This is a genomic window from Paraburkholderia eburnea (assembly GCF_002917095.1).
Classification (GTDB): Bacteria; Pseudomonadota; Gammaproteobacteria; order Burkholderiales; family Burkholderiaceae; genus Paraburkholderia; species Paraburkholderia eburnea.
This window is the reverse complement of record NZ_PQGA01000006.1, coordinates 112,984-139,974: the sequence shown is the minus strand read 5'-3', so window position 1 is coordinate 139,974 and position 26,991 is coordinate 112,984. Positions and strand designations below refer to the sequence as shown.

Annotated in this window: 5 protein-coding genes; all 5 read left to right on the top strand. The window is 69.0% G+C overall.

Translation table 11 applies throughout. The features are described 5' to 3' along the window. Position 1 precedes the first annotated feature (1 nt). The 5 genes from B0G62_RS14140 to fhuB all read left to right on the top strand — a co-directional run bounded on the left by B0G62_RS14140 (position 2) and on the right by fhuB (position 26,957). Complete coding sequence (locus B0G62_RS14140; RefSeq protein ID WP_103704825.1) at positions 2-16,015, top strand: non-ribosomal peptide synthetase; 16,014 nt, start codon at positions 2-4, stop codon at positions 16,013-16,015. 76 nt (positions 16,016-16,091) lie between these two features. Beyond that, positions 16,092-21,587 (top strand): non-ribosomal peptide synthetase, encoded by a 5,496-nt coding sequence (locus tag B0G62_RS14135; RefSeq protein WP_103704824.1) that lies wholly within the window; start codon positions 16,092-16,094, stop codon positions 21,585-21,587. A gap of 163 nt (positions 21,588-21,750) precedes the next feature. Next, the gene (locus tag B0G62_RS14130) at positions 21,751-23,931 is read left to right on the top strand and encodes a TonB-dependent siderophore receptor (protein WP_103704823.1); all 2,181 of its coding nucleotides are present in this window, start codon (positions 21,751-21,753) and stop codon (positions 23,929-23,931) included. A 9-nt stretch (positions 23,932-23,940) separates the two neighbouring features. Beyond that, on the top strand, positions 23,941-24,933 hold the full coding sequence (locus tag B0G62_RS14125; RefSeq protein WP_146055275.1) for an iron-siderophore ABC transporter substrate-binding protein: 993 nt from the start codon (positions 23,941-23,943) through the stop codon (positions 24,931-24,933). Then, positions 24,930-26,957 carry a Fe(3+)-hydroxamate ABC transporter permease FhuB gene (gene fhuB / locus B0G62_RS14120; protein ID WP_244193241.1) on the top strand — a complete coding sequence of 676 codons (2,028 nt, stop codon included), beginning with the start codon at positions 24,930-24,932 and terminating at the stop codon, positions 26,955-26,957. Before B0G62_RS14125 ends, fhuB begins: the two co-directional genes overlap by 4 nt. Positions 26,958-26,991: the final 34 nt, after the last annotated feature.

Here is a 26,991-nt window from a genome sequence, read left to right as displayed (position 1 = left end):
CATGGAATCGAACAAGCTGAAAACCGAAGCTCTTCTCATTCGCGTTCAGGAAGCGGTCCGCGCGACGCCGCAGGCAAGCGCCGTGGCCGATGCGCACGAAACGCTCGACTGGGCCACGCTGTGGGCGTGGTCGGGGCGTCTCGCCTCGGCGCTGCGCGAAGAGGGCGTGGGCGCGGGCACTCGGGTGGCGCTGGCGCTGCCGCGCGAGACCGCGCTGGTCGCGGGCATTCTCGCCATCTGGCGTTTGCGCGCGTGCTACGTGCCGCTCGATCCCGCTTTGCCCGCCGCGCGCCTGCGCTGGCAGGCCGAAGACTGCGGCGCGCGCGTGTTGCTGGCCGATACGCCGCCCGCCTGGCTGCCCGACGGCGTGCGCACGCTCGCGCCGCAAGCGTGGCGCGAAGGCGCGCAGAGCGACGAAGCCCTGGCCGATGCTGAGAATCTCGTTCAATGGCCCGCGTATGTGATCTACACGTCCGGCTCCACGGGGCGTCCGAAGGGCGTGGAAATCGGCCACGCCGCGCTCAGCGCGTACCTGGGCAGCGTGAGCGCGCGCGTGCCCGCCGACGTGCGCAGCGCGGCGTATCTGTCGACGCCCGCGGCCGACCTCGGCCACACCGCGCTGTTCGGCGCGCTGTGGAACGGCTGGACGCTGCACCTCGTCGATGCGCAGATCGCCGCCGACCCCGACGCCTTCGCCGCCTTCATGGAAACGCGTCAGGTCGATCTGCTCAAGATCGTGCCGAGCCACCTGGACGCGCTGATGCAGGCCGCGCGCCCCGAGGCCGTGCTGCCGCGCCGCTGCGTCGTCGTGGGCGGCGAGCCTGCGGCGACGCGGCTCGCCGCGCGCATTGCCGCGCTGCGCCCCGAATGCGTCGTGATGAATCACTACGGCCCGACCGAAACGACCGTCGGCGTGCTGACGCGCCATGGCGGCGAGAGCCGGAGCGCGACGCTGCCGCTTGGCACGCCGCTCGCGCATGTGCGCGCAGCGGTGCTCAACAAGGACGGCAATCCGGTGCCGCGCGGCGTCGCGGGCGAACTGTGCATCGGCGGCGACAGTCTCGCGAGCGGCTATCTGAACCGCGCCGCGCTCACCGCCGAACGCTTCGTGCCCGATCCGCGCGGCGGCGGCGCACGCCTCTACCGCACGGGCGACAAGGTCAAGCAATTGCCAGGCGGCGAATTCGCGTTTCTTGGCCGACTCGACGATCAGGTGAAGATTCGCGGCTACCGCGTCGAACCGGAGGAAGTGGCCGCGCGCCTGCGCCTGCTCGACGGCGTGCGCGACGCGGTCGTGGTCGCGCGCCGGGACGGTGAGGATCGAGGCGACGATCAAAACGAAGAAGCGGGCGCGCTGCGTCTGATCGGCTATGTGACCGCGCAAACGCCGCTCGACAGCGAGGCGCTGCGCGCCCAGCTCGCCGCCGAATTGCCCGACTACATGGTGCCGACGGCCATCGGCGTGCTGGCCGCGCTGCCGCTCACCGCGAACGGCAAGGTCGATCGCGCGGCGCTGCCCTGGCCGCTCGAACGTGCCGAAGACACGGGCCGCGCGGCGGCGCCTGCCATCGTGCAAGCGCGCAACGACAACGAGCGCACGCTGCTCGCGGTGTGGCGCGAGGTGTTGAAGCGCGAGACGATCGGCGTGACGGATAACTTCTTCGAAGTCGGCGGGGACTCGATCCTGAGCCTCCAGGTGATCGCGAAGGCCCGCCGTGCCGGTCTGCGCCTGACGCCACGCCAGATGTTCGACAACCCGACCGTGGAAGGCGCGGCGCGCGTGGCGCAGAGCGCGGCCCCCGCTGCGCCGCGCGCTGCGGCCGCCGTGGCGACGGTTGAGACGGCTGCGGCGAACACAACGAACGAGACGGCCACGCCCGATGCCTCGCTGCTCGCGCGCGCCGGTCTTGCCGCCGACGCGGCGCGGACGGTGGAGGCCATCTACCCGGCCACGCCGATGCAGCAAGGCCTGCTGTTCCACGGCATGCTGGAAGGCCAGCCGGGCCTTTACGTCGGGCAGATGCGTCTCACGCTCGTCGCGCGCGCGCCCGGCACGCTCGATGTCGCGGCGATGCGCGCCGCGTGGCAGCACGTGGCCGCGCGTCATGCCGTGCTGCGCACGCGCTTCGTCTGGCCCGCCGAGGGCGAGCCGCTGCAAATCGTCGAACGCACGGCGGATGTGCCGTTTGCGGTTCACACACTGGATGCGGCGAATGCCGATAGCGTCAACGCCGCGTGCCGCACGTTCGTCGAAACCGGCTTCGACGCCGCGCGCGCGCCGCTCATGCGCGTCGATCTGTTCGCGCGTCCCGATGGCGCGCACGAGCTGGTCTGGACGCATCACCACGCGCTCACCGACGGCTGGTCGAGCGCGCAGGTGCTGGCCGAAGTCGCGCGCGCCTATGAAGCGCTCTCGCGCGGCGAGACGCCCGCGCAGACCGCCGCCGCGCCGTACTCGCGCTATGTGCAATGGCTGGCCGGTCAGCGAGACACGCAGGCGTTCTGGACCCAGCGGCTCGCCACGCGCGACGATCCCGCGCGTCTGGCCGATGCGCTCGGTCCGGATCTGCGCGCAGCCGATGCGTCGTCGGTCCCGAGCGCCGGGCCGATGCTGATCGAATCGCTCGCGCCCGCACTCCAGGCGCACCTCGCACGCGCCGCGCAGGACGCGCGCGTGACGCTCAACACGGTGGTGCAAGCCGCATGGGCAATGGTGCTCGCGCGCTTCGCGGGACGTACGCAGGTGGTGTTCGGCGCAACGGTATCGGGCCGTCCCGCCGATCTCGCCGATGCCGAATCGATCGTCGGCCTTTTCATCAACAGCCTGCCGCTGTGGGTCGATGTCGAACCCGGTGCCGCGCCCGCCGCCTGGCTACGCACGATCCACGCGCAGACCGTGGCGCTGCAGGACGCCGCGCACACGCCGCTTGCGAAACTCCAGCAATGGGCGGGCGTCGCGGGCGAAGGGCTGTTCGACAGCCTGATCGTGTTCGAGAACTATCCGCTCGACGACGCGCTGCAAGCCGGTCAGAGCGCCTTCGACGTGCGCGCGGTCGAGACCGTGGACAGCACGCATTACCCGCTGACGCTGATCGTGACGCCGGGCCGCGCCGCTGGCGATGGCCTGGCGCTCAAATGGCGTCACGACGCGCGGCGCATGTCGCGCGCAACGGTCGAACGGCTCGCGCGCCAGTTCCACGCGATGCTCGAACAGCTCGCCGATGGCGTTGGCGCAACACAGGCGCAACCGCAGCCCCAGCCATTGCGTCTCGCCGATATCGCGCTGCGCACGGACACGCCGCCCACGCCGCCACACACGGCCTACGCATTCGAGCCGGTGAGCGCGCGCCTGGCCGCCATCACGCGCGCGCAGCCTGACGCGATCGCGCTGCTGTACCCCGCCGATAACGGCGACATGACGGCGCTCAGCTACGCAGCGCTCGATGCCTGGTCCGCGCGGATCGCCAACCTGTGCGTGCGCTCCTGCGCGGGCCGCACGCGCGAAGCGCGCATCGGCGTGGCGATGGGGCGCTCGCCCGCGCTGGTGGCGACGTTGCTCGGCGTGCTGCGCGCGGGTGCGGCCTACGTGCCGCTCGATCCCGCCTATCCCGACGAACGCCTGCGTTACATCGCCGACGATGCGGGCATCTCGCTCGTGCTCTGCGACGCCGCACAAACCGCGCGGTTCTCGACGATGTTGCCCAATGTCAGGCATCTGGCCGTGCCGTGCGTCGATGAAACGTTCGACGCCGCCGACGCTTCGTTCGATTCTCCTGCCGTCGATCCCCGGCAACTCGCCTACGTGATCTACACGTCCGGCTCGACCGGACAGCCGAAGGGTGTCGGCGTCACGCAGGAGAATCTGGCGCGCCTGTTCGACGCGACGGCACCGGATTTTGCTTTCTCCGCGCAGGACGTCTGGACGCTGTTCCATTCCTACGCGTTCGACTTTTCGGTATGGGAGTTGTTTGGCGCGCTGGTGCACGGCGGCAGGCTCGTGATCGTGCCGCAGGACGTGGCGCGCGACCCCGCGCGGCTGCATCGCCTGATGCGCGACACGCGCGTGACGGTGCTGAACCAGACGCCGTCGGCGTTCGACGCGCTGAGCGACTACGACGCGACGCAAATCGCCGGCGGCCGCGCGCTCGATGCGCTCGATTCGCTGCGCTACGTGATCTTCGGCGGCGAAAAGCTCGAACCGTCGGCGCTGGCGCGCTGGCTTTCGGCACGCGAGGCGCAGTCGCTGGACGCGCCCGCGCTCGTCAACATGTACGGCATCACCGAAACCACGGTCCACGTGACGCTGCGCAAGCTGCGGCGCGAGGACATCTTCGCGGGCGCGGCGCCGAGCGTGATCGGCGCGCCGCTCGCCGATCTCTCGCTGCAGGTGCTCGACGGCGCGGGGCGGCCGGTGCCTGCGGGTGCGGTCGGTGAACTCTATGTGGGCGGAGCGGGCCTGGCGCGCGGCTATCTGGGCCGCCCGGCGCTGACCGCCGAGCGCTTCGTGCCCGATCCCTATGGCGAGCCGGGCGCGCGCCGCTATCGCTCGGGCGACGTCGCACGGCGTCTGGCCGACGGCGACATCGACTATCTGGGCCGCAACGACAGCCAGTTGAAGGTGCGCGGCTTCCGCATCGAAGCGGGCGAAGTCGAGGCGGCGCTGCGCGCGCAGGCCGGCGTGCGCGCGGCGGTGGTGGAGGTGCGCGATCAGCAACTGGTCGCGTGGGTCGTGGCGGCGGCGGGCGCGCCGCTTACCGTCGAAGCGGTGCGCGCGTATGCGCGTGCTGCGCTGCCTGCACATATGGTGCCGTCGCGCCTGCTGGTGCTCGACAGCCTGCCGATGACGACCAACGGCAAGCTCGATCGCCGCGCATTGCCTGCTCCGACTGCGCCCACCGAAGCCGACGCCGCGCAAAGCGCTTTCGTCGAACCGCGTGACGCCGTCGAGCGCACGCTCGCGGCCATCTGGCAGCAGGTGCTGGAAGTGCCGCGCGTGGGCGCGGACGATGACTTCTTTGCGCTCGGCGGACATTCGCTGCTCGCGGTGCGCGTGCTCGCGGCCGTGCGCGCGAAATTCGGCGCGGCGCCCGATCTGCGCGCGTTGTTCGATTACCCGGTGCTCGGCGATTTCGCCGCAGCGGTGAAGGCTGCGAATGTGGCCGATATTGCCGATGTGACCGATATTGCCGATCTCCAGGACGGGAGCGAAGCAGACACGCTCCCGCTCAGCGCGGGTCAGCAGCGTCTGTGGTTCCTCTGGAAGCTCGACCCGCAAAGCGCGGCGTATCACGTCAACGGCGCGCTCGATCTGGAGGGCACGCTGGACCGCGCGGCGCTGCAGGCGGCGCTCGACGCGCTGGTGGCGCGTCATGCCGCGCTGCGTATGCGCTTCGCCGAAACGGGCGGCGTGCCGCATCTCACGATCCAAAGCGCGGCGCGCTGCGATCTGCATGACGTGGACGCCGCCGCGCACGACGGTCCGCTCGACGCGCTGCTCGACAAGTTGCTTGCGCAACCGTTCGATCTGCTGAACGCCGCGCCGCTGCGCGTCGCGCTGATCCGCGTGCGGGCGGACCTGCACGTCCTGCAGTTCGTGATGCACCACCTGATCGCCGATGACTGGTCGATCGGCGTGCTGCTCGCCGATTTCGTCAGCGCCTATCGCGCGCACGCCGAGGCGCCAACCACCGCGCTGGCCGACAGCAACGACGCGGCCTGGCACGCAGTCGTGCGCGCGCAGGCCGACAAGCTCGCGAACGGCGGCGCGCAGCGCCAGCTCGACTACTGGAAGACGCGCCTCGCGGGCGCGAGCGCGCCGCTCGCGCTGCCGGTGGACCGCGTGCGCACGGGAGCGCGCAACAGTGCGGGCGCGCGCGTGAGCGTGACGTTGGCGGCACCGGTGGTCGGCGCGCTGAAAACCCAGGCGCAGGCGCGCCGCGCGACACTCTTCATGACCGCGATCGCGGCCTTCAATGCGCTGCTGCATCGCCACACGGGCGAGGCCGATATCCGCATCGGCGTGCCGGTCGCGCATCGCGATCTGCCGGGTGCGATGCGTCTCGTCGGCTTCTTCGTCAATACGGTCGTGCTGCGCACCCAGGTCAGCGGCATGACGCGCGCGGCGGAACTCGTCGAGCAGGTGCGCGAACGCCTGCTCGAAGCGTACGCGCATCAGGATGTTGCGTTCGCCAATGTCGTCGATGCCTTGCAGCCCGAGCGCGATCTCTCGCAGACGCCGCTGTTCCAGGTCATGGTCAACCAGCAGCAATCGCATGTCTTCGACGCCGATCTCGGCCCCGATCTGCAACTGCGCGCGCGTGGCGAAGAGGGCGCGGAAGCGCAGTTCGATCTGGTGCTGAACCTGGTCGAGCAGGCCGATGGGGCGCTGCGCATGACGCTCACCTACGCGCGCGATGTGTTCGACGCGGCGACGGCCGGGCGCATGACGCAGCAGCTTGCCGCACTGCTCGAACAATGGAGCCGGGCCGAGGACACGCGTGTCGCGTCGTTCGTGTTCGACGACAGCGCGTCGGTGGCGGGGCCGCTGCCCGCGCATCGCTATGAAGCGGTGCATGCGCGCTTTGCGCGCGTCGCGCGGCAGCAGCCCGGCGCGCTCGCGCTCGTCTGCGACGGCGACGCGGTGCGCTACGGCGAACTCGCGGCGTGGGCCGCGCGCATCGGCACGTCGCTGCGACGCGCCGGGGTGGGCGCCGAAGCCCGCGTGGGCGTGTGCGTGGGCCGCTCGCCCGCCTTGCTCGCAGCCTGCCTTGGCGTGTTGCGTTCGGGGGCGGCGTTCGTGCCGCTCGATCCCGACTATCCGGCCGAACGCCTCGTGGCGATGCTCGACGACGCGAAGATCGACTACGTGATCGCCGATGATGACGGCCGCGCGACACTCGGCGGCGCGCTCGCGCAGCGCACGGTGCTGGACGCGAACGCGCTGCGCGCAGGCGCCGACGACGCCATCGAGTCCCTCGACACGATTGAGGAAACGCGCCTCGCCTATGTGATCTACACGTCCGGCTCGACCGGCAAGCCGAAGGGCGTGGCGATTACGCACGGCGCGTTCGACCGCCTACTCGCGGGCGTCGGCGACTTCGTCGGGCTGCGTGGCGATGACGTCTGGCTCGCGGCGACTTCGGCATCGTTCGATATTTCCCTGCTCGAACTGTATCTGCCGCTGACCGTCGGCGCGCGCGTCGAACTGGCGAGCCGCGAAACCCAGCGCGACGGCGTGCGCCTTGCCGCCTTGCTCGATCAGAGCGGCGCGACCGTGTTCCAAGCGACGCCGTCGGGCTGGAAGCTGCTGCTCGCGGGCGGCTGGCGTGGCCGCGCGCTCAAGGGCCTGTGCGGCGGCGAGGCGCTGCCGCCCGATCTGGCGGCGACGCTGCTCGACGCGGGCGTGGATCTGCGCAACATGTACGGCCCGACCGAAACGACCATCTGGTCCGCCGCCGATACCGTCACGCGCGCCGCGCCCGTGGCGCTTGGCCACGCGCTCGCCGACAACGCGCTGCGCGTCGTCGGCCGCGCGGGCGAGCCGGTTCCGGCTGGCGGTGTGGGCGAGCTGTGCATCGGCGGGGCGAATCTCGCGCGCGGCTATCTGGGCCGCGCGGCGCAGACCGCCGAGCGCTTCGTGCCGGACCCGACCGGCGTGGGCGCGCGCATGTATCGCACGGGCGATTTGTGCCGTGTCGGCAGCGACGCACGATTGAGCTATCTGGGCCGGCTCGACCAGCAGATCAAGCTGCGCGGCCATCGCATCGAGCCCGGCGAAATCGAAGCCGTGCTGCGCCGCTGCGCGGGCGTGCGCGACGCCGTCGTGGTGCTGAATGCGGATGGCGGCGCGGCCCGTCTTGTCGGTTATGTGACGGGCGAGGCTGGACTCGATTGCGCGCAGATCAACGCGTATCTGCTCAGCCAACTGCCCGAATACATGGTGCCCGCCGCGCTGGTCGTGCTGGACGCGCTGCCGCTCACGCCGTCGGGCAAGATCGACCGCCGCGCGCTGCCCGCGCCGACGGCGGGCGCGGCGGCGCACACGCATCGCGAACCGCAGACGCCCGCCGAAGCGGCGTTGCTCGCGATCTGGCGCACGGTGCTGCGCAGCGACGCGATTGGCGTGACGGACAACTTCTTCGTGGCGGGCGGCGACTCGATCCTCAGCCTGCAGATCGTCGCGAAGGCGGCCGAGGCCGGGTTGCGCATCACGCCGCGCCAACTCTTCGAAGCGCCGAGCGTCGAGCGTCTGGCCCGCGTCGCGGTGGCGCTTGAGGTCGCGCCGTCGGCGGCGCGGGATGCTGCGGGGCCGGTCGAGGCCGATTCCATGTCGCTGTGGCGCTCGCTCGGCCTCACGCCCGAGCATGTCGAGGACGTCTATGCGGCGACGCCTTTGCAGACGGGCCTGCTGTATCACGTGCTGGCGGAACCGGAGCGGCACGCGTATCTCAATCAGCTACGTCTGACGTTGCGCGGTCCACTCGACCGTGCGGCGCTGGCGGCGGCGTGGCAGGCCGCGCTCGCGCGTCATGCCGTGCTGCGCACGCGCTTCGAGTGGCGACAGGGCGGCACGGTGATGCAGATCGTCCAGCGCCGCGTCGAACTGCCGTATGTCGAACTCGACTTTTCGCATGAAGGCGATTACGAAGCCGCGCTGGCGGCGTGGCGCGAGCGCGATCTAGCGGCAGGCTGCGCGCCCGATGCCGCGCCGCTGATGCGCGTCGCGCTGGTCGCGCGCGAAGACGGTGTGGCCGATCTCGTGTGGACGTACCACCATCTGCTGCTCGACGGCTGGAGCACGGTGCGCCTGCTCGACGAGATCCTGCGCGACTATCGCGCGCGCAAGGACGGTGCGACGGCGACGCTCGCGCCCGCGCAACCGTACCGGCGCTACGTGGAATGGCTGGAGCGTCATGCCAGCGCCGATCAGGGCGAAGCATGGTGGCGCGCCCGCGCGCAGGCCGCGGGCGAACCCGCGACGCTGCTCGCGGCGCTGCCGCCGTGCGTGGGCGGCGAGCCGGGCACGCACGTTCGCCGCGTTGAACTGAGCGGCGATCTGGGCGCGCGGCTGAGCGACGCCGCGCGCGCGCACGGCGTCACGCTCAACACGCTGATGCAGGGCGCGTGGGCGCTGTTGATCGCGCGCCATGTGAACCATCGCAGCGTTGCGTTCGGCACCACGCTGGGCGGGCGGCCCGCGCAACTGCCGGGCGTCGCGGACATGCTGGGGCTGTTCGTCAACAGCCTGCCCGTGTGGGTCGAGGTGGCGCCGCAGGCGCGTGTCGCCGACTGGCTCGGTGACCTGCAGCGCCAGTTCGGCGAATTGCGTGAGCACGAGCACACGCCGCTTGCGCGCGTGCAGCAGTGGACGGGACGCAGCGCCGATGCGCTGTTCGACAGCCTGTTCGTGTTCGAAAACTATCCCGTCGATGAGATTGGCCGCGACGACGCGGCCGGAGCGGCGGCGCTCACGATCGAGCGCGCCGATTCGGTCGACCCGACGCACTATCCGCTGGCGGTTTCGGTGATTCCGCGCGGGCGGCTGGCGGTCGAATGGGCGTGGGATGGCGCGCGCATCGACCGGGCGACGGTCGATCGGCTTGCTGCGCAGTACGAGGCGTTGCTGGCTCGCATCATCGAGGATGGCGCGCAGCGGGTGGGTGAGTTGACGCTGCCGGAAGCGGCACGGGTGCAGGAGGCGCGGGTTTATGGGTTTGCTTCGCTGGCGGATTCGCTGGTGGCGCAGGCGCGGCGTTCACCCGATGCGGTGGCGCTGCGGTGCGAGCAGCAATCGCTGACGTACGCGGAACTGGAGCGCTGGTCTGGGGCGCTGGCTTCCCTGCTTGTTGCGCGTGGCGTGCGCGCGGAAACACGCGTTGGGCTGTGTGTCGAGCGTGGCGTCGGGATGATCGCAGCGCTAATCGGCGTGATCCGTTCGGGCGGCGCGTTTGTGCCGCTTGACCCGGAGTATCCGCAGGCACGGCTGGAGCAGATGATCGAAGACGCGGGCATCACGCGCGTGGTCGCCGATGCGCGCAGCGCCGCGCGTCTGGCTGACGTGCTGCACGGTTGCGAAGTGGTGGATGTGGATGCTGCGCGCGATGTTTCCGGTGATGCGCCTGCTGTGACGTTCCATCCCGAACAGCTTGCCTATGTGCTCTACACCTCCGGTTCGACGGGCCGCCCGAAGGGCGTCGCCGTGAGCCACGATTCGTTGTGGACGCACCTGGAAGATTTCCAGAGCACTTACCAGATCAGCGCGCAGGACACGGTGCTGCATTCGTCGACGATCAATTTCGACGTTGCGTTGCACGAAATCCTGCCCGCGCTGCGCGTCGGCGCGACGGTCGAAATGCGCGGCATCCAGCCGTGGGATCTGCAAAGCCTGAGCGAGCGTCTGAGCGAGCGCCGCGTGACCTTCGCGCGTATTCCGACTGCGCTGTGGCAGCAGTGGCAACGCCACGCACCGGCGCGCGGGTCGCTTTCGCTGCGTCAGGTGACGGTCGGCGGCGAGGCGCTGCCGGGCGATGCCCTGCGGCACTGGAAGGAAAGTGCGCTCGCGGATATCCGCCTGGACAACCTCTACGGCCCGACCGAAACCACAGTTGCGGCGCTGTACCGCGAAACGACCATCGACGACACGAAGCAGGTCACCGTGCCTATCGGCAAGCCGTATCCGGGGCGCAGCGCGCGCGTGATCGACGCATTCGGCGATGAAGCGCCCGCAGGCGGTCTCGGCGAATTGTGCATTGGCGGGCCGACGGTCTCGCGCGGCTATCTGGGTCGCGCGGCGCTGACCGCCGAGCGCTTCGTGCCCGATCCGTCCGGCGTGCCGGGATCGCGTCAATATCGCAGCGGCGATCTGTGCCGTATGCGCGCGGACGGCACGGTGGAATTCCTGGGCCGTCTCGACCAGCAGGTGAAGCTGCGCGGCCAGCGCATCGAACTCGGCGAAATCGAGGCGGTGCTGCGTCACTGCGCGGGCGTGCGCGAAGCGGCGGTCATCGTCCATGGCGCGGGCGAAAAGCAGCGCCTGGCGGGTTACGTGGCGGGCAAGGTCGATATCGCGACGCTGCAACGCGAACTCGAAAGCCGCCTGCCGGGTTACATGGTGCCGTCGAGCCTGACGGTGCTCGACAAACTGCCGGTGATGCCGAACGGCAAGCTCGACCGCAAGGCGCTGCCGCAGCCGCAGGAGCCGACGGGCGAGCGCATCGCGGCGACGAACGCCACCGAAGCGGCGCTGCTGTCGATCTGGCAAATGGTGCTGGGCCGCGACGACATTGGCGTCACGGACAACTTCTTCGAAGTGGGCGGGGATTCGATCCAGAGCTTGCAGATCATCGCGCGCGCGCGTGAAGCGGGCCTCGTGCTCACGCCGCGCCAGGTGTTCGAGCATCCGACGGTATCGGCGCTTGCCCAACGCGCCCAGCGCGTCGGCGACGAACAAACGGCAACGGTCGATCACGCCGAATCATTCGACCTCACGCCGATCCAGCGGCGCTTCTTCGAGCACTATCCGCACGGCGAAGCGCACTGGAACCAGTCGGTGCTGCTCGACGTGCATGGCCGTCTGAGCGTGGCCGCGCTTGAGCAGGCCGTCGCCGCGCTGCGCGAGCGTCATGACGCGCTGCGGCTGCGCTTCTCGCAGGAAGGCGGCCACTGGCGCCAACGCACGCTGAGCGCCGCCGATGCCCGCGCGCAGGAAACCGGCCTGATCCACCAGCAGACCCTGGCGTCGCCCGACGCGCTGAGCGCCGCAGGCGACGCGCTCCAGGCGAGCCTCGACCTTACGCGCGGCCCGATCTGGCGCGTCGGTTGTTTCGAGGCAGGCGAACAAAGCTGGCTCCTGATCGCGATCCATCACCTCGCGGTCGATGGCGTTTCGTGGCGCATCCTGCTCGAAGAACTGCAAAGCGCCTATGAGCAGGCCGAACGCGGCGAGACGATCGCGCTCGGTGCATCTTCGACCGCGTGGGGCGCGTGGGCGCACGCGCTGCATCGATACGGCGCCGCGCCCGCCATCCAGGCCGAAGCGGCGTGGTGGCGTGACGCGCTCGGCGCGCCCGAAGGCCCGGACGCCGCAACGCCCGAAGAGGCCGCGTTCGGCGTCCCGTCGGGCACGCGCATGGCCGACAGCGTCGTCGTCGAATGGAAGCTGGACCCGCAGCGCACGCGCGAACTCATCCAGCTTGCGCCGCGCGCCTGGCGCACGCGCGTCGATGAATTGCTGCTCGCCGCGCTCGCCCAGGCGGTCGGCGAGTGGAGCGGCGCACGCACGCTCGCGGTGGAACTCGAAGGTCACGGCCGCGAGGACCTGATCGACGGCATCGATCTGAGCCGCACGGTGGGCTGGTTCACGACGCGCTTCCCGGTGGTGCTGCCCGCGCACGCGGCCATGCCGGCCGACGCGCTCATCGGCGTCAAGGAGCGCATGCGCGCGGTGCCGCACAAGGGCTTCCACTGGGGGCTGCTGGAAGCGGAGCGCACGCGCCGCCGCCCGGCCGTGAGCTTCAACTATCTGGGCCGCTTCGATCAGGCGATCGACGCCGATTCGCGCTTTGGCTTCAGTACGCAAAGCGCGGGGCGCAATCTCAGCGACGACGCGCGCGTCGATTACGCGCTCGATCTGAACGGCCTGATCGCCGGGGAGAGCCTCGTGCTGCGCTGGCGTTTCGATCCCGCGCGCCTCGATCGCGCCACGGTCGATCGGCTGATCGAGGCTTTCGAGCGTCATGTGCATGCGCTGCTCGCGCATTGCGTCGCGGCGCCGCCGGGCGCGACGGCCGCCGATTTCCCGCTCTCGGGGCTGAACCAGGCGCAGTTGAGTGCGCTCGATCTCAAGCTCGGCAATGTCGCCGATATTTATCCGGCGACGCCATTGCAGCAAGGCTTGCTCTATCACAGCGAGCGTCAGCAGGGCCAGGGCGTGTATGTGAACCAGTTGCAGCTCACGTTGCGCGGCGAGCTGGATGCGGACAGGCTGCGCGCGGTCTGGCAGGCGGCGCTCGCGCGTCACGACGTGCTGCGCACGCGCTTCGAGTGGCGTCATGGCGGCACGGCGCTGCAAATCGTCGAGCGCGATGCGGTGCTGCCGTTCGCGGTCCACGACTGGCGCGATGTCGTCGATTACGACGCGCGCCTCGCGACCTGGCGCGCCGCCGATCTTGCCGAGGGTGTCGATCCGTCGCGTGCGCCGCTCATGCGCGTGAACGTATTCCGCCGTCCGGACGGCGCGTTCGATCTGGTGCGCACGCATCATCACGTGCTCACCGACGGCTGGAGCGGCGCTCGTCTGTTGTCCGAAGTGTTCGACGACTACGCGCGCGCCGATGTCGAGGTCAGGGCGCCGGCGCAACCGTATCGACGCTATATCGAATGGCTTGCGAAGCAGCCCGATGCGCGCGACTGGTGGCTCGAACGTCTGGCCGAAGGCGCCGACGCGGGCACGCTCACCGGCAGCCTGGCCGCGCCGCGCGAGGCGGGGGCGCTCGTGCCGCAAAAGATCGCGTACACACTGGACGTTGCGCTCGATGCGCGCCTGCGCCGCGCCGCGCAGCACTACCGCGTGACGCTCAATACGCTGATGCAGGGGGCGTGGGCCGTCGTGCTCGCGCGCCTGAGCGGCAAGCGCTCGGTCGCGTTCGGCGTGACGGTGTCGGGGCGTCCGGCCTCGCTGCCGGGCGCGGACAACATGATCGGCCTGTTCATCAACAGCCTGCCGGTCGTGACCGGCGTGCCGGGCGCGGCGCGCGTGGACGACTGGCTCGGCGGCTTGCAGGCTTACAACGTCGCGCTGCGCGACGTCGAGCACACGCCGCTCACGTCGCTGCAGCAATGGTCGGGCCGCAGCGGCGACGCGCTGTTCGACAGCCTGATCGTGTTCGAGAACTATCCGCTGGCGTCGGGTTCGGGCCGCGAACCGGCGGCGCTGCGCGTCGAGCGCATCGAAACGGTCGAGCGTACGCACTATCCGCTCACGCTGACCGTGTTGCCGACGAAGCAGATCGAGCTGCAATGGGGCTGGGACAGCCGCCGTCTCGAACGCGCGCAGGTGCAGGCGCTGCATGCGCAGTACCGCACGGTGCTCGAACAACTCGCCGATACCGCGCAGACGGCGCGCTACGTTGGCGAATTGAGCGTGCGCACGGCTGCGCCGCTGCCGGGACCGTCGCATGACGCCGGCTTCCAGCCCTTGTACGCGCGCTTCGAGCAGCAGGCCGCGCGCACCCCGGCGCGCGTCGCGCTGCGCCACAACGGCACGTCGATCGATTTCGCGACGCTTGCGCGCTGGAGCGCCGCCATCGACGCCAGATTGCGCGCGAGCGGCGTGGCGCGCGAGGAGCGCGTCGCCGTGTGCCTCACGCGTGCGCCCGCGCTGATCGCCAGCATGCTCGGCGTGATGCGCAGCGGCGCGGCCTATGTGCCGCTCGATCCCGAGTTCCCGGTCGAGCGTCTGCGCTACATGCTCGACGACGCGGGCATCACGCGCATCGTCACCGACGCGCAGGGCATCGCCCGGCTGGGCGGGGGCCTCGACGCGCGCACGGTGATCGACGCGGGTTCGCCCGACGACGTGCGCGCCGCCCCGGCGCTTGTAGAACCGCTTCCCGAAGCGCGGGCCGTCCATGACGTGCAGCTCGCCTACGTGATCTACACGTCCGGTTCGACCGGGCGGCCGAAGGGCGTGGCCGTTTCGCACGGCGCGCTCGACCGCTTCCTGTGCAGCGTGCGCGAGGCCCCCGGCATCGGCGCCGACGACGTGCTGCTGTCGGTCACGACGGCATCGTTCGATATCTCGCTGCTGGAGTTTTGCCTGCCGCTGATGACGGGCGCGACGCTCGAGCTTGCCGATGCGCGCGTCGCCGCCGATGGCGAGGCGCTCGCGCATCTGATCGACACGAGCGGCGCGACGCTGCTGCAGGCCACGCCCAGCGGCTGGCGTTTGCTGCTCGAAGCGGGCTGGCGCGGTGTCGCTGCGGGACGCCGACTCACCGGCATCGCGGGCGGCGAGGCGCTGCCGCCGGATCTGTGCGCGCAACTGCTGGGCTTGGGCGTCGATCTGTGGAATCTCTACGGCCCGACCGAAACGACGATCTGGTCGAGCCGCGCCCATATGACGGCGCAGGGCGCGCTCACCATCGGCCACGCGCTTCATGCGAACGCGCTGCGCGTGATCGATGCGAGCGGGCAATGGACGCCGACGGGCGGCATCGGCGAGCTGTGCATCGGCGGGGACAATCTCGCGCGCGGTTATCTGGGCCGGCCGGGTCTGAGCGCCGAGCGCTTCGTGCCCGATCCCGACGGCGCGCCGGGCGCCCGCATGTACCGAACCGGCGACCTCGCGCGCGAACGGGCCGATGGCGCGTTCGAGTGCCTGGGCCGGATCGACCAGCAGGTGAAACTGCGCGGCTACCGGATCGAGCTGGGCGAGATCGAGGAAGCGCTGCGTGCCTGCGAAGGCGTGCTCGACGCGGCGGTCGCGCTGCTGCCCGGCGCACCGGGCAGCGCCGATGCGCGGCTCGTGGGCTATGTGGTCGGCGAGATGCCGCCGGGCTGGCGTCAGGCGCTGGGCGCGCGGCTGCCCGCGTACATGATCCCGGCGTCGCTGCATGGCGTGGAAGCGCTGCCGCGCACCGCGAACGGCAAGCTCGACCGTCAGAAGCTGGCGCAGATCGAGGTCGGACAGGCACGGGAGAGCGCGTGGACCGAGCCGGCTGCGGGACTCGAAGCGACGATCGCGCAGGTGTTCGGCGAGGTGCTGGGCGTGGAGCGCGTCGGCGCGCACGACGACTTCTTCGCGCTGGGCGGTCACTCGCTGGTGGCGGTGCGCGTCAACACGCGTCTGGCGCAGCAGCTTGGCCGCAAGCTCGAACTCGCGCTGTTGTTCGAGTATGCGACGCCCTCGGCACTCGCGGCGGCGCTCGACGCGCCCACGCGCAATGACGTGACCGCAGCGAGCGCAACCGACAGCGATCTGCAGGCACTTGACGATCTTTTCAACGCGCTTGACTGAAGCGCGGCCGTCCGGATGCCTTGTGCTCCGGACGGCCGTTTTCACGCGATAGGCCGAATCTGGTTTCGAACGAAATATGCTGAATACGACTGAAGATCGCCCCATCCCCGCCACGGCGCAGCAGAGCGGCGTCGATGCGGCGCGCGCGATGGCGCTCAAATACGCGGCTTTGCCGCCCGAGCGCCGCAGCGTGTTGCGTGCGAAGGTGCGCGAGCAGGGCATCGACCCCACGCGCTTGCCGATCGTGCCGCTCACGCCTGAAGCGCAGGAACACGCCGACCGCTATCCGCTTTCGGCGGCGCAGGCGCGCCTGTGGTTTCTCTGGAAACTCGATCCGCTCAATCCGGCGTACAACCTTGCGCGCGCCGTGCGCTTGACGGGCCAACTCGACGTGAGCGCGTTGCGCGCGGCATTCGCCGCCTTGATCGCGCGGCACGGTGCGCTGCGCGCGCGCTTTGTCGAGGAACGCGGCGTGGCCGTGCAGCGGATCGCGCACGCTGTTCCGCATGGCCTGGACGACGGCTACGGCTGGCGCGAGCACACACTCGACGATCCTGCCGCGCTGCCGGAACTGCTGCGCCGCGCCGCGCGCGAGCCGTTCGATCTGGGCGCCGGACCGCTGCTGCGCGCGGACCTCGTGCGCCTGGCCGCCGACCGCTGGACGCTGTTGATCTCGACGCATCACATCGTCTCCGACGGCTGGTCGCAGGCGCTGATCGTGCGCGAACTCGTTGCGCTGTATCGCGCGGCGCTCGATGGCGGTGAAACCGCGCGCGCGTTGCCGCCGCTCGCGCTCCATTTCGGCGATGTGAGCGCGTGGCAGGCCGAATGGCAGGACGCGACGCAGGCTGCCGATCTCGCGTTCTGGCTCGACCGGCTCGGCACCGCGCAGCCGGAACTCGAATTGCCGCTCGACCGTCCGCGCACGCCCGCGCGCAGCATCGAGGGCGGACGCCGCCGCGTCGAGATCGGCGAAGCGCTGGCCGCGCGGCTGCGCCAACTCGCGCGCGCGCGCCGCACGACGCTGTTCACGGTGCTGCTGGGCGCGTGGGCGGCGCTGCTCCATCGCTACGGCGGGCAGACGGCGATCCGCATCGGCGTGCCGTCGGCGGGGCGCGGGCGGCGCGAGACGGAGGCGCTCGTCGGCTACTTCGTCAACACGCTCGTGATCGAAGCGGAAGTGGACGGCGCGATGCCGTTCGACCGGCTGCTCGCGGCGCTGCACGTGCGCGTGCTGGAGGCGCAGGCGCATCGGGACGTGCCGTTCGGCAAGATTCTCGACGCGCTGAAGATCGAGCGCGATCTGGGGCGCTCGCCGCTGTTTCAGGTGATGTTCAATCTGGAGCAGGGCAGCGGCGAAACGGCGGTGGCGCTGCCGGGACTCGTCGTGGAACCGGAGACGGGCAGCACGGAGACGGCGCGTTTTGACCTCGTGCTCAACGTTGTCGATGAAGGGCGCGCGCTCAAGCTGTCGTTCAATTTCGCGGCGGATGTGTTCGATGAGGCGACAGTTGCGAGGGTCGCCGCGCAGTATGAGGCGATCCTCGCGCAGCTTGCGGACGATGAGACGCGGCGGGTGGGCGAGCTGACGCTGCCGGAAGCGGCGCGGGTGCAGGAGGCGCGGGTTTATGGGTTTGCTTCGCTCGCGGATTCGCTGGTGGCGCAGGCGCGGCGTTCGCCCGATGCGGTGGCGCTGCGGTGCGAGCAGCAATCGCTGACGTATGCGGAGCTTGAACGTTGGTCTGGGGCGCTCGCCGCTCAACTTGTCGCGCGTGGCGTGCGCGCGGAAACACGCGTTGGGTTGTGTGTCGAGCGTGGCGTCGGGATGATCGCGGCGCTGATCGGCGTGATCCGCTCGGGTGGCGCGTTTGTGCCGCTTGACCCGGAGTATCCGCAGGCACGGCTGGAGCAGATGATCGAAGACGCGGGCATCACGCGCGTGGTCGCCGATGCTCGCAGCGCCGCGCGTCTGGCTGACGTGCTGCACGGTTGCGAAGTCGTGGATGTGGACGCGGCGCGCGATGTTTCCGGTGATGCGCCTACCGTGACGTTCCATCCCGAACAGCTTGCCTACGTGCTCTACACGTCCGGTTCCACGGGCCGACCGAAGGGCGTCGCCGTGAGCCACGATTCGTTGTGGACGCACCTGGAAGACTTCCAGAGCACTTACCAGATCAGCGCGCAGGACACGGTGCTGCATTCGTCGACGATCAACTTTGATGTCGCGTTGCACGAAATCCTGCCCGCGCTGCGCGTCGGCGCGACGGTCGAAATGCGCGGCATCCAGCCGTGGGATCTGCAAAGCCTGAGCGAGCGTGTGAGCGAACGTCGCGTGACCTTCGCGCGTATTCCGACTGCGCTCTGGCAGCAGTGGCAACGCCATGCACCGGCGCGCGAGTCGCTTTCTCTGCGTCAGGTGACGGTCGGCGGCGAGGCGCTGCCGGGCGATGCCCTGCGGCACTGGAAGGAAAGTGCGCTCGCGGATATCCGTCTGGACAACCTCTACGGCCCGACCGAAACCACAGTCGCGGCGCTGTACCGCGAAACGACCGTCGATGACACGAAGCCGGTCACGGTGCCCATCGGCAAGCCGTATCCGGGGCGCAGTGCGCGCGTGATCGACGCATTCGGCGATGAAGCGCCCGCAGGCGGTCTCGGCGAGTTGTGCATCGGCGGCCCGACGGTCTCGCGCGGGTATCTGGGCCGCGCGGCGCTGACCGCCGAGCGCTTCGTGCCCGATCCGTCCGGCGTGCCGGGATCGCGTCAATATCGCAGCGGCGATCTGTGCCGTATGCGCGCGGACGGCACGGTGGAATTCCTGGGCCGTCTCGACCAGCAGGTGAAACTGCGCGGCCAGCGCATCGAACTGGGTGAAATCGAGGCGGTGCTGCGTCACTGCGCGGGCGTGCGCGAAGCGGCGGTGATCGTACACGGCGCGGGCGAAAAGCAGCGCCTGGCGGGTTATGTCGCGGGCGAAGTCGATATCGCGACGCTGCAACGCGAACTCGAAAGCCGCCTGCCCGGCTACATGGTGCCGTCGAGCCTGACGGTGCTCGACAAACTGCCGGTGATGCCGAACGGCAAGCTCGACCGCAAGGCATTGCCGCAGCCGCAAGAGCCGACGGGCGAGCGCATCGCGGCGACGAACGCAACCGAAGCCACGCTGCTGTCGATCTGGCAAACGGTGCTGGGCCGCGACGACATTGGCGTCACGGACAACTTCTTCGAAGTGGGCGGCGATTCGATCCAGAGCTTGCAGATCATCGCGCGCGCGCGTGAAACGGGCCTTGTGCTCACGCCGCGTCAGGTGTTCGAGCATCCGACGGTGGCGCGCCTCGCCGCCTGCGCGACGACCGCGGATGACGCCGCCGATACAGGCGAACGAAATGGCCCGCTGCCGCTCACGCCGATCCAGCGCTGGTTCTTCGAGCGCTATCCGCACGGCGAATCGCACTGGAACCAGTCGGTTTTGCTGACGGTCGAGGGCGCACTCGATGTGGCCGCGCTCGAACGCGCGGTGCGGGCGCTGGCCGTGCGCCACGACGCGCTGCGACTGCGCTTCACGCGCTCGGCGCGGGGCTGGACGCAGCACGTAGCGGCGATGAATGAAACGGCCGGCGAGCCGGTGCTGCAACGCATAGCGGTCAAGTCGCTCGACGACATGGAAGCGGCGTGCGACGCCTTGCAGGCGAGTCTCGACTTGCAGGCGGGGCCGCTCTGGCGCGTCGGCGTGATCGAGGCAGGGGAGGCGCGGCGCGTGCTCATCGTGATTCACCATCTCGCGGTCGATGGCGTGTCGTGGCGCGTGCTGCTGGCCGATCTCCAGCTCGCCTACGAGCAGGCCGAAAGGGGCGAGACACCCGCGCTGGCGGTGCGCTCGACGCCGTGGAGCGCGTGGGCGGCCAGACTCGACGAGTATGCGAGCCGGCCCGAGCGGCTGGCCGAGTTGTCCTGGTGGCAAACCGCGCTTGACGTGCGCGCCGCAACGCCGCTTCGCAACCTGCGCGCCGAGCCCACGGAAACCACGTCGCGCGGCAAGCGCGTCTGGACGCTGGACGCCGCGCGCACGGCGGCGCTGCTCGAACACGCGCCGCGCGCCTGGCGTATGCGTGTTGACGAGGTGCTGCTCAGCGCGCTGTCTTCGGCGCACGGGCGCCTGACGAAGGCGCGCGAGATGCTCGTCGAACTCGAAGGTCACGGCCGCGAGGACGTGATCGACGGCGTGGATCTGAGCGCGACGCTCGGCTGGTTCACGACGCAGTATCCGGTCGTGCTGCCCGCAATCGATGATCCGGCGCAGGCGCTGCGAGCGGTGCGCGAGCGGTTGCGCGCAGTCCCGGCGAAAGGGCTGCACTTCGGCCTCCTGTCGCGCAACGCGGATGAGGCGAGCCGCGCCGCGCTCGCCGCACTGCCGCAGCCCGAAATCAGCTTCAACTATCTTGGCCGCTTCGATCAGACCTTCGGCGCGCACAGCCGTTTTGGCTTCGCGAAGGAATCGGCGGGCCGCTCGACGCGGGCGAGCGACAGCGATCCGGATCGCATCCTCGACATCAACGGCCTGATCGCGGGCGACCGGCTGACGCTCACATGGACATGGAGCGAGCGCCAGCTCGACAGCGCCATCGCGAGCCAACTGGTCGATGCCTTCGACCAGACGATGGCGGCGCTGATCGACCATCTGGTCAATGCGCAGCGCGATGACGCTCACGAGGACGGCGCACGCGACATCGCGCCGATCCGTGAGACCGCCGCTGTGCAGAGCGACGCCGGTGTGGTGGATACGTGGCGCGAACGCGCGACGCTCGAATTGGCCGTTGTCTCGGCTGCGCGATTGCCCGCTGCCGCGCCCGAGAGCGAGGACGAGATTCGCTTTGCCGCGCTGCCGCTCAATGCGCTCGGCGCGCCGCGCACCGTGTTCTGCTTTCATCCGGGACACGGGATGATCGGCGATTATCGGACGCTCGCGCAATCGCTCAATGGCACGGCTTCGCTCATTGCGATTCAGTCGCCATTCATTCAGCGCGCGGGAGTTGATGCCGACTGGAACGCCGATTCAATCGAATCGATGGCACTGAAATATGCAAGTTGCATTAAATCGATTCAGCCGCACGGACCGTATTCGCTATTGGGCTGGTCGTTTGGCGGCCGTGTCGCGGCGGCGGTGGCGCACGTGCTTGCGCAGGCTGGCGAACGCTGCGACTTCATCGGCGTGGTCGATACGGCCACGCACTGGCTTGCCGACGAAGCCAACGGCGCGCGGGAGGAGGCGAACGAGGTGGCGGACGTGCCATTCGACGCCTTGCCCGCAGACTCCGCGCAAGCGCTGCTGATCCGCGCCGCATTGCGCGCGGACACGCTGCATACGGCCTGGATGGCGCAACACACGATACCGGTGCTGGACACGCCGCTCCATGTCTGGCGCGCCACGCGTAACGATGCGGACCCGCTTCGCCGCATGGAGTGGGCGCGTCACACGAGCGCCGACGTGCACGAGTACGCCATCGACGCGACCCATGCGGGGATCGTTCATCACCCGTCGTTGCAGAAAGCGCTCGCGCAATGCTTTTCATGAAGGTGACAGCACCGGAGCCATGGAACTTTCATGCTCCCTACAACAGAAAATTCTCTTTGAATAGAAATGCGAGTCATTACCATTTAGAGTATCATTTGCTGCACTGCGAAGGCATATACAAAAAGCAAAGTTTGGCAGTTGGACATTCTGGAGAGTTGAATAAATGAAGGTAAAAGGCTACGGGAAGCGGGCAGTGGCGCGCGGGCGAGCAGGGGCGCCGCGTTTCCGTCAGGGTTACGTGATGATCATGATGGGCGTGATGGGGACAATCGCGCATGCGCAGCAGACGGCGCAAACCTCGGATGCGACCGCGCAGACGAAGGACGGCAGCACGCTGCCCGCCGTCCAGGTCAAGGGCGCCGCGATTCAGGATCCGCAAGGTCCGGGCGTGGGTTATGTCGCGACGCGTTCGAAGACGGGCTCGAAGACCGATTCGGCGGTGATCGACAATCCCCAGTCCATTTCGACCGTGACCCGTCAGCAGATGGACGATCAGGGCGTCCAGACCGTCGACCAGGCGCTGCGCTACACCACGGGCGTCTACACCCAGGACGGCACCGACGTGCGCTTCGACCAGTTGCGCGCGCGCGGTTTCGATATGGACTCCTATATGGACGGCCTCGCGCTGTTCCAGTCGCCGCGCTTCGCGACGCCGCGTATCGATACGTACCTGATGGACCGCATCGACGTGCTGTTCGGGCCGTCCTCGGTGCTATACGGCCAGGGCAGTCCCGGCGGCATGGTCAACTATGTGAGCAAGCTGCCGACCGAAACGCCGTACCACGAGATCGAAGCGCTCATCGGCAACCACGACAACTACCAGCTTGGCTTTGACTTCAGCGGCCCGCTCGACAAGGACGGCACGGTGCTGTATCGCATCACCGGCATCGGCCGCGACGCGCAAACCCAGGTCAGCGACATCAAGGATCAACGCATTGCGATTGCGCCGTCGATCACGATCAAGCCCGATCACAATACCAGCCTGACGCTGCAAGCCGGCTATCAGCGCGACCCGAACGGCGGCCTGTTCAATCCGATCACCGCGAGCGGCACGATCTGGAGCAATCCGAACGGCGAACTCGGTCCGGACAAGTACTTCGGCGATCCGAACACCGATGGCATGCACCGCACGCAGTACTGGTTCGGCTACCAGTTCCAGCACGCGTTCAACGATACGTGGAGCGTGTCGCAGAACCTGCGTTACCTGCATATCGACGAACGCTATTACCAGACTTCGGTGACGAGCAATCTCACCAATAACGACACGGCCTACATGTGGGGCAATGTCGATAACGAGCACTGGAGCCAGTTCCAGGTCGATACGCACGCGCAGGCCAAATTCGCGACTGGTCCGGTCGACCATACCGTGCTGTTCGGCGTCGATTATCGCCGTGTGCTGGGCGGCGACGACATGGGCAACGGCCTCGCGGGCACGCTCAATCTGTACAACCCGGACTATTCGTCGCTCACGACGATCCTGCCGACCGACCGCGTCGATTATTCGCTGAGCCAGATCGGCGTCTATGCGCAGGACGAGATGCGCTACAAGCGCTGGGTCTTCACGGTCGGCGTGCGCGAGGACTATGCCAGCACGAACCAGCAGGACGATGCGGCGGTCAGCCACGCCAACGACCACGCCTTCACCTGGCGAGCAGGTCTGGCCTATGAGTTTGACAACGGCATCGTGCCTTACGTCAGCTATGCCCGTTCGTTCGAGCCGGTGCTCGGTTCGACGGAAAGCGGCTCGCCGTTCGTGCCGACAACCGGCAAGCAGGTCGAAGTGGGCGTGCGTTATCAGCCCAAGGGCTATGCGGGCTACTTCCGCGTGTCGGCTTACGATCTGCGCCAGAGCAACGTGGCGACGACCAATCCGGACAATGCAAACTACCAGGTGCAGACCGGCCAGATCCGTTCGCGCGGCATCGAAACCGAAGCTCACGTGAACGTCACCGAAGATCTCAAGCTGATCGCCTCGTACACGTACCTGAACCAGATCGTGACCGAGGACACGAGCTTCGAGGGCAAGCGTCCGACCATCTCGCCGCGTCACAATGCGGCGTTGTGGGCCGACTATACGTTCCATCGCGGTCCGCTGCGTAACTTCGGCGTCGGTGGCGGTCTGCGTTACATGAGCAGTTCGGAAGGCAATAGCCCGAACACCTTCCAGGTGCCCGCTCGCACGCTGGTGGACCTCGCGTTCCACTACGACTGGCAGAACTGGAGACTGGGCCTGAACATCAACAACCTGTTCAACCACGAATACATCTCCTACTGCACGAACACGTTCCTCTGCTATTGGGGCGCGACGCGTTCCATCGTGGGTTCGGCACGTTATACCTGGTGAGCGTAGTCAGTGGTAAAGATCGCCGATACGCTTGTTGAGGCAATGCAGGCGCGCTCCGACGACATCGGGCGCGCCTGCGATAGCGGGCGCCGCCGTGCACTGGCCAGACTGGCCGCGTGCGTGGCGGCGCCCGCTTGCCTGTTGCCGCCGTCGCGTGCGGCGTTCGCCGACGACGTTGCGCGCGCAACTTTTGGTGCCGCGCGCCGTGTCGTCGTACTCGACTGGGACCTCACGGAAATCGTGCTGTCGCTTGGCCTCGTGCCGGTGGGCGTTGCGCGGCCGCTGTGGTACAGGAAGCTCAACAGCGTGCCGCCGCTGCCCGCACAGGTCGTGGACACGGGGCTGCTGTTTCAACCCAATTTCGAAGTCCTGCACGCGCTGCGACCGGACCTCATCATCGTCACCAACTGGCACGAAATGTTGCGCCCGCAACTGGAAAAAATCGCGCCGACGCTCAGCGTGACCCTTTACCAGTCCGGCGTGGATGTGTTCACGAGTGTGCGCGAACAGACGCTGCGCCTTGGCGTGGCGCTCGGCCGGAAGGCTCAGGCCGACGCGCTGCTCGCGCGTCTGGACGGCACGCTCGCGCATTGCGCGCGGCGGCTGGCCAATGCACCCGCAACACGCCGCGCGCCGGTTTTTCTGCTGCGGCCGCTCGATGGCCGCCACGTCACCGTGTACGGGGCGCGCAGCCTGTTCGGCAGCGTCGCGGGCAAGCTCGGCTTGCGCAATGCGTGGCGGGGCAGCACCGATATCCAGGGCATGGCGCAAACCGATCTCGCCGAACTCGCGAGCGCGCCGGACGCGCGCGCGATTCTCAATGGCGCGCCGCTGCCCGGTGTCGCGGGCGATCTCGCGGACAGTCCGCTATGGCGCGGCTTGCCGTTCGTCGCCGGAGGGAAGCTCGCAACGACCACGGCGATCGCGCCGACAGGCGGCCCCATGTCCGCGATGCGCTTTGCCGATGCGTTGACCGATGTTCTGATGGAGGCGCAATCGTGACTCGCGTGTCCGAACCGCGTTTCGATATGCCGGCGCAGGCGGCGGCCCGGCGGGCGCGCCACGCCGGCTGGCTGCCGTTTACGCTTGCCGTGCTGACCGCGCTCCTCGCCGTGCACACGCTATCGGCCTGGCTGCCGCCGGGCGAATGGTTTGCTGCTTCGCTTTCCTCTCACGCCGATACGACATTCCAGCTCAAGCGGCTGGTCGTCTGGTACGCGTGGCTGCCGCGGTTTGCGGTGTCCCTGCTCGCGGGCGCGGCGCTCGCCTACGCGGGCGTGCTGTTCCAGCAGGTGCTGCGCAATCCGCTTGCCGAGCCGCTGACGCTAGGCGTCGCTGCAGGCGGTCACCTCGCGTTGACGGCAGCGGCGATCTGGGTGCCCGCGTGGCTCGCGGGCATGCGCTTCACGGTGACACTGTGCGGCGCGGTCGGGGCGATGCTGGTGACGCTCGCGCTCACGCGCAAAAAGCGTTTCGCGCCCGTGGCCGTGATTCTCGCCGGGATGGTCGTGAACCTGTATTGTGGCGCCGTGGGCGTGATCCTGACGGTCGCCTATGAGCGCCAACTGATTTCGGTCTTCATCTGGGGCGGCGGGTCGCTGAGCCAGAACGGCTGGGGCAGCTTCGTGTGGCTGCTGCCGCGCGTCGTCGGCGCGGTGCTTGTGTCGGCGTTGCTGGTGCGCCCGCTGACGCTGCTCTCGCTCGGCGACGAAGGCGCGAGTCAGCTCGGCCTGCCGCTCGCGTGGACGCGCGGTGCGGCCTTGGGCGCCGCGGTGCTGCTCAGCGCGTTCGTCGTGAGTTCGGTTGGCGTGATCGGCTTCGTGGGGCTGGCCGGTCCCGCGCTGGTGCGCCTCGCGGGCGCGCGAACGTTGCGCTCGCAACTGATAGCAGGGCCGTTGACCGGTGCACTGTTGCTCGCGTTGACCGATCAGCTTGTGCAATGCCTGCCAGGCGTCGCCGGTGATCTGCTGCCGACGGGCGCGGCCACGGCGCTGCTCGGCGGCCCGCTGCTGCTGTTTCTGCTGCGCAAGATGCCGACGGACGGCACGCTGTCCGCGCGCGACGATGCCGCGCTCGTGCCGCGCCGCGATGCGCGCCGCGTGGCCGTGGCGTTGTTCGTCGCGCTCGTGCTGGCGGTGTTCGTTTCACTACATCTGTCGCAGAGCGTGCAGGGCTGGACCTGGAATACGGGCGCACAATGGAGCGAACTGGTTGGCTGGCGTTGGGCGCGTATGCTCGCGTCCGGCGCGGCGGGCGTGATGCTCGCGCTCGCGGGCGTGCTTTTGCAGCGCACCAGCGGCAATCCGATGGCGAGTCCGGAACTGCTCGGCGTAAGCGGCGGGGCGATGCTCGGCGTGATGGGCGTGGCGCTGTTTGCGGCTGCGCCTACGACCGCGCAACTGCTGGGCGCTTCGGGGCTTGGCGCACTGGCGGCGCTCGCGCTGATGCTCGTGCTCAGTCGCAAACGCGGCTTCGCCCCCGGCTATCTGCTGCTCGTGGGTGTCGCGATCAGCGGCTTTTCGCAGTCGGTGGTGGCGCTCGCGACCGCGAGCGGCGGTGCGTATTCGTTCCTGCTGCGCAGCGTGACGATGGGCTCGACTTATCTGATGACGCCTTCGATCGCGTTGACGGCCGCGCTCTGGGCCGTGGCCGGTTACGCCGCCGCGTCGCTCTGCGGACGCTGGCTCGATATCCTGCCGCTTGGCGGCGCGGTGACCGATGCGCTTGGCGTCGATAGCCGGCGTGCGCGGCTCGTGGTGCTGCTGCTTTCGGCCCTGCTGACTGCGGGCGCGACTGTCGTGATCGGGCCGCTTTCGTTCGTTGGCTTGATGGCGCCGCATCTCGCGCGCCTGCTCGGCTTTCCGCGCGCCCGTGCGCAGATGATCGTCGCGGCGCTGATTGGCGCGCTGGTGATGGTGATCGCCGACTGGTTCGGCCGCAACCTGATCTTTCCGCAGCAGATGCCCGCCGGAATTCTGGCGATGCTGATTGGCGGCCCGTATCTGTTGTGGCTGCTGCGCCGTTAAGCGAGCGTCTTTCGATCTTCATTCTTACCCAGTC

Excerpts from the sequence above, each read along its gene's own strand:
- B0G62_RS14140 (WP_103704825.1), top strand. The coding sequence starts at position 2 with ATGGAATCGAACAAGCTGAAAACCGAAGCTCTTCTCATTCGCGTTCAG.
- B0G62_RS14130 (WP_103704823.1), top strand. The coding sequence starts at position 21,751 with ATGAAGGTAAAAGGCTACGGGAAGCGGGCAGTGGCGCGCGGGCGAGCA.
- B0G62_RS14135 (WP_103704824.1), top strand. The coding sequence starts at position 16,092 with ATGCTGAATACGACTGAAGATCGCCCCATCCCCGCCACGGCGCAGCAG.